General features: G+C 60.5%; 10 protein-coding genes. 5 read left to right on the top strand and 5 right to left on the bottom strand.

Annotated features, from left to right (window positions below; all coding sequences use genetic code 11):
- Window positions 1-37 precede the first annotated feature (37 nt).
- From HMPREF2842_RS03345 to HMPREF2842_RS03335, 4 genes are all read right to left on the bottom strand, one after another.
- Window positions 38-766: a sigma-70 family RNA polymerase sigma factor gene (locus tag HMPREF2842_RS03345; protein ID WP_049342176.1), complete on the bottom strand. Its 729-nt coding sequence runs from the start codon at window positions 764-766 to the stop codon at window positions 38-40.
- Window positions 767-923: 157 nt separating this feature from the next.
- Complete coding sequence (locus HMPREF2842_RS09405) at window positions 924-998, bottom strand: 50S ribosomal protein bL37 (RefSeq protein ID WP_095343185.1); 75 nt, start codon at window positions 996-998, stop codon at window positions 924-926.
- Between the two features lie 230 nt (window positions 999-1,228).
- Window positions 1,229-1,828: a GDSL-type esterase/lipase family protein gene (locus HMPREF2842_RS03340; protein WP_005505446.1), complete on the bottom strand. Its 600-nt coding sequence runs from the start codon at window positions 1,826-1,828 to the stop codon at window positions 1,229-1,231.
- Window positions 1,829-2,048: 220 nt separating this feature from the next.
- A complete protein-coding gene (locus HMPREF2842_RS03335; RefSeq protein ID WP_070642712.1) occupies window positions 2,049-5,726 on the bottom strand; it encodes a multifunctional oxoglutarate decarboxylase/oxoglutarate dehydrogenase thiamine pyrophosphate-binding subunit/dihydrolipoyllysine-residue succinyltransferase subunit in 3,678 nt (1,225 codons plus the stop codon).
- Between the two features lie 587 nt (window positions 5,727-6,313).
- Between HMPREF2842_RS03335 and HMPREF2842_RS03325 the strand changes: the two genes are divergently transcribed.
- The 5 genes from HMPREF2842_RS03325 to HMPREF2842_RS03305 all read left to right on the top strand — a co-directional run bounded on the left by HMPREF2842_RS03325 (window position 6,314) and on the right by HMPREF2842_RS03305 (window position 11,917).
- A complete protein-coding gene (locus HMPREF2842_RS03325; protein ID WP_049342173.1) occupies window positions 6,314-7,654 on the top strand; it encodes a hemolysin family protein in 1,341 nt (446 codons plus the stop codon).
- Window positions 7,651-8,733 carry a hemolysin family protein gene (locus HMPREF2842_RS03320; protein WP_049349526.1) on the top strand — a complete coding sequence of 361 codons (1,083 nt, stop codon included), beginning with the start codon at window positions 7,651-7,653 and terminating at the stop codon, window positions 8,731-8,733. Before HMPREF2842_RS03325 ends, HMPREF2842_RS03320 begins: the two co-directional genes overlap by 4 nt.
- A 359-nt stretch (window positions 8,734-9,092) precedes the next feature.
- Complete coding sequence (locus HMPREF2842_RS03315) at window positions 9,093-10,100, top strand: metal ABC transporter solute-binding protein, Zn/Mn family (protein ID WP_005505451.1); 1,008 nt, start codon at window positions 9,093-9,095, stop codon at window positions 10,098-10,100.
- The gene (locus HMPREF2842_RS03310; protein WP_005505452.1) at window positions 10,101-11,000 is read left to right on the top strand and encodes a metal ABC transporter ATP-binding protein; all 900 of its coding nucleotides are present in this window, start codon (window positions 10,101-10,103) and stop codon (window positions 10,998-11,000) included.
- A complete protein-coding gene (locus HMPREF2842_RS03305; RefSeq protein WP_005505453.1) occupies window positions 10,997-11,917 on the top strand; it encodes a metal ABC transporter permease in 921 nt (306 codons plus the stop codon). The genes HMPREF2842_RS03310 and HMPREF2842_RS03305 overlap by 4 nt, the downstream gene beginning before the upstream one ends.
- 265 nt (window positions 11,918-12,182) lie before the next feature.
- Here the strand turns inward: HMPREF2842_RS03305 and HMPREF2842_RS03300 are convergent, their stop codons facing one another.
- The gene (locus HMPREF2842_RS03300; RefSeq protein WP_005505454.1) at window positions 12,183-12,647 is read right to left on the bottom strand and encodes a Fur family transcriptional regulator; all 465 of its coding nucleotides are present in this window, start codon (window positions 12,645-12,647) and stop codon (window positions 12,183-12,185) included.
- Window positions 12,648-12,699: the final 52 nt, after the last annotated feature.

The following is a 12,699-nucleotide window of genomic DNA, read 5'->3' as shown; positions in this document are numbered from 1 at the left end:
GGGGGGGGGGGGCTAGCTCACGTGTAGAAGAGCGAAACTAAGAATCTGCAGGCGCCTCGGAGCCAGAGCCCGCCGGCGGGGACTTTACGCCCTTGGCCGCCTTAGTGCCCTTGGTAGCCTTTGCCGGCTGCCCCTTAGTGCTCGCCTTCGCTGCGGCTTTCGCCTCAGCCTTTGCGATGGTCGACGGGCGCAGACCGTTCTCACGCGCATAATCGAGCAGCTTCTCACGCAGAATACGGCGGCCACGATGCAGACGAGACATCACCGTGCCCAGAGGGATATCCAGAATCTCCGCAATATCCTTGTACGCGAACCCCTCCACATCGGAGTAGTACACCACCATGCGGAAATCCTCAGAGAGCTCGTTCAGAGCCTCACGAACCTCCGTATTCGGCAGGGCACTCAGCGCCTCCGCCTCGGCAGAACGCAGACCCACCGCATCATGCTCACCGGCCTGAGCCAGCTGCCAATCCTCCACCGTCTCACCCTGAGACTGCTGCGGCTCACGCTGACGCTTACGGTACAAATTGATGTACGTATTCGTCAGGATGCGGTACAGCCACGCCTTCAGGTTCGTACCCTCGGTGAACTGGTGGTACGAAGCAAAAGCCTTCATGTAGGTTTCCTGCACCAAGTCTTCAGCATCGGCAGAGTTGCGGCTCATCCGCAGGGCGGCAGCGTAGAGCTGATCCACATACTGCATAGCGTCCGCGGTAAAGCGTTCGCGCAGCTCGCGGGTATCCGCTGCGGTGTTGGTTTCAGCCATGTTTCTCCTCTACAGGAACGCGCCAGGCGTTCACTTCCATAACGTAGAATTCTTCTCTTTATTCCGCAGAATGCGCACAAACATCTGCGGGTAAAGCAAAACCCCGGGTCCGAATAATATCCGAAACGCCGGGGTTTTAAAGTGTATGCAAGATACCTTATGCGTTGGGGCGCTTACCGTGGTTTGCGCCGCCCTTACGACGGTCCTTGCGCTTACGACCGCGCTTGCTCATCAGAGCCTCCTTATAGTGTTCATGGATGCACGCCCCACCTTCGCGGTGCGCGCTCCCTATTACCTGCCCTAGCAGAGGCGGTCACCGAAAACCGGTGGCCCACGCTATAAGGGCAACGCCGTCTATTTTTTCATAGAAACGGCATGATTGCATCTTGGAACCGGGATATGAGCTAAAAAACACGAACTTTCTTCGCATCAACTCACAGTCCCAACCGGGGGAGCGGGCTCTTAGCCGTGCTCTGGAATGTTCAGCCAGTTGTACCAGCCGCGGTGCAGAACCAGCCACGCCATCAGACCGTAACCGGACTGACCCGGGCGGCCGTCATTAGCGGCAAGGTCGTTGCGCCACTGCTCATGGTGAAGCAGCGGGTTGAACGTATCCACGTACACGTGGTTACGGCGGGTCACCACATCCGCGTACGCCGCCGACAGGTCAGCGATACGGCGGTTACGCTCAGCGTCCAGGGTCGGCGGCGGACCAACAACCAGAACCTTAATGTTGTTCTGCGACGCCATATCCACAATGTTCGCCAGGTTCAAACGCGAACGAGCGCTGGTCAGACCCAAATCAATGTCAAAGGTCGACGGAGCAATAATGAGGCGGTTATCAGCACCGGGAACGAAGCGGCGGCGCGCCTCCTCGAACCAGCGTGCATTCAGCTGCTCGCTACCTTCATTGGGGGCGGCAAGGTTATATGCCGCAATGGATGCAGTGGTCTGCGGGGTGCGCGCCATAACGCGGCCAAACCAGCCGAGGGTACGGGGGTCGCCAACACCGGCGAGCAGGTCATCGCCGACTGCCACAATTCGAATATTGCGTTGCTCCACGGAATTCTTTCTTCAGCAGGATGCGCCCGCCGTGAGAGGCGGCAAGGCACGTGAGTAATAGTCTTCATATCTAGGATAAGCGCTCTTGAGCCTCTTTTCGAACTTAATACCCTCTCCGGTAAGCATCCGAGACTAAAAAACCCGTCTGCCCGCCAGAAACATCTGACGGGAAGACGGGTTTTGAAGAGCTAAAACCTTAGCAGTTTAGCTGTAGAAGACCTTAGCCTTCGAAGACCTGCTTGAGCAGAGCCTGAGCCTCAGCTTCGTGCAGCTTACCGGTACCAGCAGCCGGGGAAGCAGCTGCGGGGCGGGAAGCAAGACGCATACGGCGGTCGATCAGCGGCTGCAGGTTGAGAGCCATGAACGGCCACTGACCCTGGTTAGCAGGCTCGTCCTGAGCCCACACAACGTCGGTAGCGTTCGAGTACAGAGCCAGCTGCTCCTTGATCTCCTGCTCGGGCAGCGGGTACAGCTGCTCCACCGAGACAATAGCGGTCTTGGTGTCGCCGCGGCGCTCGCGCTCAGCTTCCAGATCGTAGTAGAGACGGCCGGATACGAAGACCACACGCTCAACCTGAGCCGGGTTGATGCCCGAACGATCGCCAATCACCGGCTGGAACGAACCCTCGGTGAAGTCCTCGATGGAGGACGCAGCAGCCTTCAAACGCAGCAGCTGCTTGGGGGTAATCACCACGAGCGGCTTGTACGGACGGTGCTGAGAGTGGCGACGCAGCAGGTGGAAGTGCGAAGCCGGGGTCGAGGGGCATGCAACAGTCATGTTGTTCTCAGCGCACAGCTGCAGGTAACGCTCAACACGAGCCGAGGAGTGGTCAGGACCCTGACCCTCGTAGCCGTGAGGAAGCAGCATAACCAGCGAGGAGCGCTGGCCCCACTTCTGCTCGGCGGAGGACACGAACTCGTCAATGATGGTCTGAGCGCCGTTTGCGAAGTCACCGAACTGAGCCTCCCACACCACGAGCGAGTCGGGGCGCTCTACCGAGTAGCCGTACTCGAAGCCGAGAACGCCGTACTCAGAGAGGAAGGAGTTGTAGATACGGAACTTGCCCTGGTCCTCAGAGAGGTGCTCCAGCGGCGACCACTCTTCATCAGTGATGTGGTCGTGCAGAACAGCGTGACGCTGAACGAAGGTACCGCGCTGAACATCCTGACCGCTCATACGAACGTCGGTGCCCTCCATCAGCAGCGAACCGAAGGCGAGCAGTTCACCCATACCCCAGTTCACGTTGCCGGTGCGGCCCATCTCAACGCGCTGCTCCATGAGCTTCTTCAGCTTCTTGTGGACGGTGAAGCCCTCGGGCTCCTTACCGAACGCATCAGCGATGTGCTGCAGAGTCTCACGGGAAATTGCAGTCTTACCGCCGTGAACGACCTCGGTGTTCTGCTGGGATGCGGGCAGTTCCAGACCGGAAACGTGCGCGCCAGCAGGAGCCGGTGCCGAAGACTGAGTCTCGACGAAGATAGCGTCCAGCTTCGAGTGGTAGGAGTCCAGAACTTCGTCTGCCTCTTCCTGAGAGACATCGCCACGACCGACCAGGTCCTGTGCGTACAGGGTACGGGTCGAGGGCAGGACGTCAATATCCTGGTACATCTTCGGCTGGGTCATCGACGGATCGTCAGCCTCGTTGTGACCGCGGCGGCGGTAGCAAATCAGGTCAATGACAACGTCGCGACCGAAGCGCTCACGGTACTCGAATGCCAGGCGTGCGGCGCGAACCACTGCATCCGGGTCATCAGCGTTGACGTGGAAGACCGGAGCCTTGGTCATACGCGCAATGTCGGAGGCGTGGGTTGCGGTGCGGCCGTCGTTCGGCAGGGTGGTGAAGCCAATCTGGTTGTTCACCACAACGTGCACGGTGCCGCCGGTGGTGTACGCCTTTAGGTCAGCCATCTGCAGGGTCTCCATGACGATACCCTGGCCAGCGAACGCTGCGTCACCGTGAATCAGGATCGGCAGGACCGGGTGGCCCTCAATGCCCTGCTCGCGGTAGACGTCCTGCTTAGCGCGGACGATACCCTCGAGCACGGTGTTTGCAGCCTCAAGGTGCGAGGGGTTAGCAGCCACGTACACCTGGGTCTGCTTACCGGAATCGGAGGTGAAGACACCTTCGGTACCGAGGTGGTACTTCACGTCACCGGAGCCACCCTCGTAAGGTGCTGCGGTGCCGGAGAACTCACGGAAAATCTGAGCGTAGGACTTACCAGCAATGTTGGTCAGCACGTTCAGGCGACCGCGGTGTGCCATACCAATGGCAACGCCCTTCAGGTCGTTGTTAGCGGCCTTGTCCAGAACAGCGTCCAGCAGCGGAATCAGGGACTCGCCGCCCTCCAGGGAGAAGCGCTTCTGACCCAGGTACTTGGTCTGCAGGAAGTTCTCGAATGCCTCAGCCTCAACCAGCTTGGAGAGAACACGCAGCTGCTCCTCGCGGGTGGGCTTAGCAACGCCGCGCTCCAGGCGCTCCTGGAACCATGCGCGAACTTCGGGGTCCTCAGAGTACATGTACTCAACGGACAGGGAGCCGGAGTATGCCTCGTGCAGGCGCTCCAGGATGGTGCGCAGCGGCAGACGCTCGGAACCGCCGAAGCCACCGGTCGGGTAGACACGGTCCAAATCCCACAGGGTCAGGCCGTAGTTCTCCAGCTTCAGGTCCGGGTGCGAACGCATCTTGTAGCCAACGGGGTTGGTTGCTGCGGTCAGGTGGCCGTGCACGCGGTAAGCGTGAATCAGCTGCTGAATACGTGCAACCTTGGAAATCTCGTGAGCGTCATCGACGTGGTTGTCGCGTGCCCAGCGGACCGGCTCGAAGGGAACCTTCAGGTCGCGGAAGATAGCGTCGTAGAAGTCGTCGCCGCCGAGCAGGTAGTGCTCAACCAGCTTCAGGAACTCACCGGAACCTGCACCCTGAATGACGCGGTGGTCGTAGGTGCTGGTCAGGGTGATGATCTTGGACAGGCCCTGCTGGGTGATGAGCTTCTCGGACAGGCCGCGGAACTCAGCCGGGTACTCCAGAGCACCCACACCGATGATGGCAGCCTGGCCCTTAGAAAGGCGGGGCACCGAGTGGACGGTACCAATACCACCGGGGTTGGTCAGCGAAACAGTGGTGCCGCGGAAATCCTCAATGGTCAGCGCGCCGTTACGGCCACGCTTAACGATGTCGTTGTAAGCCTCCCAGAACTCGCGGAAGCTCAGCTGCTCAGCACCCTTAAGGTTCGGAACGACCAGGTTGCGGGAACCATCGGGGCGGGGCAGGTCAATAGCCAGACCAAAGTTCACGTGCGCGTTGTGGATTGCAACGGGCTTGCCCTTCTCGTCCACACCGTAGGTCACGTTCATCGAAGGCATCGCTGCCACTGCGCGAATCACAGCGTAACCAATGATGTGGGTGAAGGAGACCTTGCCGCCGCGGGTGCTTGCCAGGTACTTGTTGATGGCAGCACGGTTCTCAATGAGCAGCTTTGCGGGGACCGCACGAACGGTGGTTGCGGTGGGGACAGTCAGCGACTCTTCCATGGTCGTGACAACTGCCTTAGCAGGGCCGCGGAGGGGGACAATCTTGTCTTCAACAGGTTCCACAGGTTCAGCCTTCTTGGTAGCAGCGGGAGGGGTGGGGTTAGCAGGCGCAGCCGCAGGCTTCGGTGCCGCGGGGGCGGGAGTTGCTACAGGTGCGGCAGGTGCAGCCGGTGCGGCGGGTGCCGCAGCAGGAGCTGCACTAGCGGTACCGGCGCCTCCCAGCGCCTTGTCGATGGTCTCAAAAATGGGCCACCATGAAGGGTCCACGAGGCTCTTGTCCTTCTGGTAACGCTCGTACTGTTCTTCAACGAACCATTCGTTACCGGCAAATTCCTCAGGCACCAGATGTTCTGGCAGATTTGGCACGTTAAACGCCTCTTCCAATTAGTGTGAATTTATCCGTCGCGTCCGGGACTCTCCCCGGCATAGACGACCCGCGTCTTCGAGGGGCGAATCATCACGCTGAGCATGTGCGCATCGCCTAAGATGGTGGCCGTATGTGCGGGGTGTGCACCGTACAAACCTGCCTAGCGTGCCGTGAACGTCGGGGTTCATCCGCTTGCATGGCGGCACACTCATGCTCCTATGTATAAGTGTAAAGAGAAGCACGGTGAACTTTCCAGCTCATCGCGCTATATCCGCAATGCAATTTTTCACTCTTGCTGATTAGCAATGAGCCGCGTGCGCAACAAGTACTGTCTTGCACTTGTGAGCAGGCACTCTACAGCACCGGGAAGAGACGAAACCTTCGCTAAAATATGGGGTATGGATGACCCTTTGAGTAAGACTCTGACTACTAACCAGCGCAGAATACTGCCCGCGTACTCTGCGCAACACGGCACTGTAACACCCAAAAACACCACCTCCGATGCTCAGCATCTGGACAGCCTGACTGCGGGGCTGCCCCGCCAAGCCCAAGGCGCAGCACACCAGTCGATGGAGGCGGTGGCTGAGTGGATCTGATTCTCCTACTCATCGGCCTGCTCCTCATCCTGGGTACCGGCTTCTTCGTCGCCGTAGAGTTCTCCCTCGTGGCACTCGAAACCGCGACCGTGCAGCAGGCAAAAGACTCCGGCGATAAAGCCGCCGACGCCGTCCTGCGCTGCCTCAAAACCCTCTCCACTCAGCTGTCCAGCTGCCAGATCGGCATCACCATCACCACGCTGCTGACCGGTTACACCCTCGACGCCGCCATCAAGGCGCTCACCACCGGCGCCATCAGCAGCCTGGGTCTGCCCACTAGCGTGACCGACATACTCACCCTGGTGCTGGCGATGCTCATCGCAACCCTGCTCTCCATGGTCGTCGGCGAACTGCTGCCCAAGGGCCTCGCTATCGCCGAACCCTACGATGTGGCCCGTCGAGTCGCCCCCGCGCAGCTCGCCTTCACCCGCGTCATGTCCCCGCTCGTGCGCATCATGAACGGCTCCGCCAACTGGATCCTCGGACGCTTCGGCATGGAAGCCAAGGAAGAACTCTCCGCGGCACGCACCCCCGAAGAGCTCTCCTCCATGGTGCGTCGCTCCGCAGAAGAAGGCACCCTCGACTCCGACGCGGCTCGCTTCGTGGACCGCACCCTGCGCTTCTCCGAGCTGACCGCCTCCGAAGTCATGACCCCGCGCGGCCAGGTCGCCATGCTCGAAGACACTGCCCCCGTTGCCGAAGTCATCAAGCTGGCACGCTCCACCGGCCACTCCCGATTCCCCCTCTATAAGGGCGACCACGACAACATCGTGGGCGTCGTGCACGTGAAGAAGGCGGTCGGTGTGCCCCCGGAGGTACGCGAAACCCTCGAAGCCGGCGCCCTCGCAGAAGACGTGCTGCAGGTCCCCGAAACCCTGCACCTGGATGCGCTGCTCACCCAGCTACGCCAGGGCGCCCTGCAGCTCGCCGTGGTCCTCGACGAATACGGCGGAACCGCCGGCATCGCAACCCTCGAAGACCTCGTCGAAGAAATCGTCGGCGAAGTCTCCGACGAACACGACCGCGGCCGCACCGAACGCCCCCTACGCTACGGCAACGGCGACTGGGTGTTCTCCGGCCTGCGCCGCCCCGATGAAATCAACGCGCTCATCCCCGGACTCGAGGTTGAGGAAAGCCCCGAATACGAAACCGTCGGCGGCTTCATGATGGAACGCCTCGGCCGCATCCCCGAAGTAGGCGACAGCGTCCCCGTACCCGGCGGCACCCTGCGCGTCGACACCCTTGAAGGCCGCCGCGTGGACCGCATCCGATTCACCCCCACGCCCGCCACTAGTGCACAGGAACAGACCGAGAAGGGAGGCAACGCATGAACGACTGGGTAGCCATCGCACTGCTCGTCATCCTGCTCGCCGGAAACGCCTTCTTCGTCGCCGGTGAATTCGCCATCATGTCCACCCGACGAGCACAAATCGAACCGCTCGCCGAAGAAGGCAACAAGCGAGCGCAGACCGTCATCTACGCGCTAGAAAACGTCTCGCTCATGCTCGCCACCTGCCAGCTGGGCATCACCATCTGCTCGCTGCTGATTCTGAACGTCTCAGAACCGGCACTGCACCACATGCTGGAGGTGCCCCTGCACCTGGTCGGCCTGCCCCACGCGATCGTGGACGTAATCGCCTTCGGTATCACCCTGATTCTGGTCACCTACTTGCACGTGATTTTCGGCGAGATGGTTCCCAAGAACGCAGCCGTGACCCTCGCCGCCCGCGGCGTGGCTCTCTGGATTGTGCCGCCCCTGGTGACCATCTCCAAGATTTTCGCCCCCGTGGTCGCCCTGCTGAACAACCTGTCCAATAAGCTGCTGGCGCTCATGAAGGTCGAAGCGAAGGACGAAGTCGCCTCCACCTTCACCCTGGGCGAGCTGCAGACCATCGTGGCAACCTCAACCGCGGAAGGCACCGTGGAAGACGACGCCGGCGTGATTGAAAGCGCCCTCGAATTCACCGAGAAGGACGTCTACGAAATCATGGTGCCCGGCGATAAGCTCGTCACCCTGCCCTTCGGCAGCACCCCCGCCGAACTGGAACGCGCTGTGGCACGCAGCGGCTACTCCCGCTTCGTCATTACCGACAGCGACGGAACCTACATGGGCTACCTGCACGTGAAGGATGCCCTCGCCATCGCCCCCGAGCGGTTCGAGGAGCCCTTCCCCTGGTACAAGCTGCGTTCCCTGGACACGCTCACCCCGACCACCGATATTGACGACGCGCTCGCCTCCATGCAGCGCAGTCGAACCCATATCGCGCAGGTTATGGATGAACAAGGCGTAACCCTCGGCGTGGTCTTCCTCGAAGACGTGCTGGAGGAGCTCGTCGGCGAAATCAACGACACCACCCAGGATGCGGTGCGTGAGCGTCTACGCCGCCAGCAGGCGCGCGAAGCCCAGTAGCCGCATGAAGCACAGTAACCGCATCGTGAGATATCCCGAATAAAACGGGAGAATCTTTGAACGCACAGTCCGCCCGGCGCCCTCGTCAAGGAGGGCGCGGGGCGGGCTGTTTTGCGGTCAAAAACGGCTTATGGGTGCTCCCAAGGGGTGGTCTCAGGCGGCGGGATGAAGCGGCAGTATAAAGTAGCGGTGGGGGAGCGCAGTAGGCTGAGCTAACTATCCCTGTTGCATAAGCTACTAACAGGGAAAAGGGTTGCCTAACAGCACCCAAATGACAACAATAAAGAGTTGTTTATACGGGTGTGCGCATGATGTAGTTAAGGAACCTACAGACTAGAACGAACCGAAAGAGAGCCCTCATGTCGCACCCGAAGATCACCCGCAAGCACTTCCTCACCGCAATGGGCTCACTCGCCGCGTCCTCCCTGCTACTGGCAGGCTGCGCAACCGAGAACAGCACCTCCTCCGGTTCGTCCTCCTCGGCTGGCTCCAACAATGGCAAGGTGAAGGTCGTCGCCTCCACCGACGTCTACGCAGACATCGCCAAGCAGGTCGGCGGCGACTACATTGAGGTCACCGCACTCATCGCCTCCACCAGCACCGACCCCCACTCCTACGAAGCCACCAGCGCCGACCGCCTCAAGGCAAAGGACGCTTCCCTGATCGTCATCAACGGCGCAGGCTACGACCTGTTCCTCGAAGACCTCGCCGGCAAGGACAACGCCTCCCAGAAGATCGTGAACGCGGTCAAGGTCAGCGGCAAGCTCACCGACGCCGAATACACCCACCTGGTCGAGGACCACCGCGGCGGCGAACACCACGAAGACGGCGGCGACCACGCCCACGCACACGAGTTCAACGAGCACCTCTGGTACGACTTCGAAACCATGAAGAAGGTCGCCCAGAAGATCGCTGAAGAGCTCGCAGGCCTCGACTCCGCACACGCTGAGACGTTCCGCACCAACGCATCCACCTTCTCCAAGGAACTGGACGCACTGGACACCACCGCCAAGGCAATCGCCGGTGAAGGTAAGAAGTACCTGTCCACCGAGCCCGTGCCGGACTACCTGATTTCCTCCACCGGCGCAGAGAACGCAACCCCCAGCGAATTCGCTGAGGCGGCAGAAGCCGGCAACGACGTCCCCGCACTCGTCCTGAAGGAAACCAAGGACATGGTCACCGAGAAGAAGGTCCAGCTACTCGCCTACAACGAGCAGACCTCCACCTCCCAGACCAACGAGGTGCTGCAGGCAGCTAAGGACGCCTCGGTGAACTACGTATCCTTCACCGAAACCCTGCCGGAAAACACCAACTACCTGGCATGGATGAAGACCAACGTCAGCAACCTCGAAAAGGCGCTCTCCTAAGTGACTGACAACAATAACGGTGCCGCCCCCGCGATTTCCATTCGCGGGGGTAGCCTCGCTTTCGGGGCCCGCACCCTCTGGAAAGATCTAACCCTCGACATTGGCGCAGGCGAATACTTCGCTGTGCTCGGACCCAACGGCTCCGGCAAGTCCACCTTCCTCAAAGTCGTTCTCGGCCTGACCGGACTCAACGCCGGAGACATCTCTGTGCTCGGCAAACCCGCACGTCTGGGCAACGCCGGCGTCGGCTACGTACCGCAGCAGAAGTCCATCCCCACCTCCACCCCGATGCGCGCCCGCGACCTCGTGGGACTTGGCGTGGACGGGCACCGCTGGGGCATCCGCCTGCACGGCCGCAAATACCGCGCCAAGGTTGACGAACTCCTCGAAGCCGTCGGCGCGACCGAATACGCAAATGTGCCGGTGGGGCTGCTCTCCGGCGGTGAGCAGCAGCGCCTGCGTATCGCCCAGGCGCTCGCGAACGACCCGAAGATTCTGCTGGCTGACGAGGCGCTACTCTCCCTGGACCTCAACCACCAGTACGCGGTGGCTGAGCTGATTCACCGGTTCAACCGTGAACGCGGCGTGGCGGTGGTGTTCGTGACCCATGAAATCAACCCCATCATTGAGCATGTGGATCGTGTGCTCTACCTGGCAAACGGTCGTTTCACTGTCGGCTCGGTGGAAGAGGTCATGACCAGTGAGACTCTCACCTCCCTGTACGGAACCCCGGTGAGCGTGCTCAAGTCTAATGGCCGTTACGTGGTGGTGGGTGAGACTCACGCCAGCGACCACTGCCATATTGAGGGCACCGACCAGAACATTCACGGTTCCCACCTGAAGTCTGGTCTCTCCGAACCGCAGCGCACTCTACACCTTCCGGGAGGAACCACACGATGACCATTCTTGCTTCCCTCCCCGCTCTGGCACCGGTTGCCGCCGCGCAGAATGATTTGCTCTCCCGTATCTTCGTTTTTGACCGCTACGGCGAGCTGCTGCAGATGCTGCAGAACTCCATTTTTGCTGGCGCTGTTCTGGGCCTTATCGGTGGTTTCGTCGGTATTTTTGTGATGATGCGCGACCATGCCTTTGCGGTGCACGGCGTCTCTGAAATGTCTTTCGCGGGTGCCGCCCTTGCCCTGTTGCTCGGCTATGACGTGGTGACCGGCTCCATGGTCGGTTCGATTGCCTCGGCTCTGCTGATTGCCTTTCTGGGCTCTAAGGCGAGCAATTCGAACTCGGTCATTGGTGCGCTCATGCCGTTCGGCTTGGGCTTGGGTATTCTCTTCCTCTCCCTGTACCAGGGCCGTAGCGCGAATAAGTTTGGTCTGCTGACCGGTCAGATCGTGTCCGTGGATGCCGACCAGCTGCACACCATGATTATTGGTGCGGTGGTTATTATTTCCCTGCTGGTGATGGTGTGGCGTCCGCTGAGCTTTGCTTCCCTGGACCCGGAGGTCGCGCGCGCTAAGGGCGTGCCGATGCGCTTCCTGTCCCTGGTGTTCATGGTGATTCTGGGTATTGCTGTGGCGCTGTCGGTGCAGGTGGTCGGTTCGCTGCTGGTGCTGGCGCTGCTGATTACTCCGGCGGCTGCGGCGATGCAGGTAACGGCATCTCCGGTACGCACCCTGATTCTGTCGGTGCTGTTTGCGGAGGCGTCTATTGTGGGCGGTATTCTGCTGGCTCTTGCCGGTTCGCTGCCGATTAGCCCCTACGTGACCAGTATTTCCTTCCTGATTTACGTGGTGTGCCGTGTGATTGGTGGCGTGAAGCGCCGCCATAGCGCGTCGGGCCGCCAGCTGGCTGAGAAGGCATAAGACCTATAGAAAGAGCCCCACCTCGGGAATGAGGTGGGGCTCTTTCGTTGTCGTGCTGTGTTAGCGCTACGGGTCATGTACCCGGTGCGCAATGCGGGCTCAACCTGTGTGGCGTTGTGTTGCCTTGTCCTGATGCCCTGTGTGTCGTGCTGTAGCGGCGTCGAAAATCTTTGAAGGCGCCGTATCCTTCGTTGAGAAGGTTTTCCCCGGTGGGGGAGAGCTCCTCAGAATGAGGGGCTTAGAGGTTGCGGCTTAGCCTGCAACGTTAGCGTGCAGCGCCGCCCTGCGATTCTTCCTCGCGACGTGCCAAAGTGCAGTCCGGGCAGTAACCGGTCACTTCAACCACGTGCTCCAGCTCCGAGAAGCCGTGCTGCTTACCCATAGCCAGTGCCCAGTCCTCGAGGGCGGGTGCTTCTAGCTCAATGGCGGTGCCGCATCGGCGGCAGAGCAGGTGGTGGTGGTGATCTTTCACCCGGCAGTGGCGGTACAGGGTCTCACCCTCAACGCCCTTGACCGAGTCGAGCTCACCGGCGTTAGCCAGCGACTGCAGCACGCGGTAGGTGGTTGCGAGAGAGACCTGTTCCTTGCGGTTCGCGAGGGTCAGGTGCAGATCCTGTGCTGAGATGAAATCGCCGAGCTCTTCCATGGTCGCCTTGATGATGCGACGCTGGCGGGTATTTCGGGCTTCGGCGGGCTTCGTAATTCTCCGTACGGGAATATGAGTGTCCATTGCTGAACCTTTCGGGACGGAAATTCGCCTCATTGTGTGGTTGATCTTGTCT

The sequence above is a fragment of the Rothia sp. HMSC069C10 genome (assembly GCF_001812205.1).
Lineage (GTDB): Bacteria > Actinomycetota > Actinomycetes > Actinomycetales > Micrococcaceae > Rothia > Rothia mucilaginosa.
This window is presented reverse-complemented; position numbering and strand designations above follow the sequence as displayed.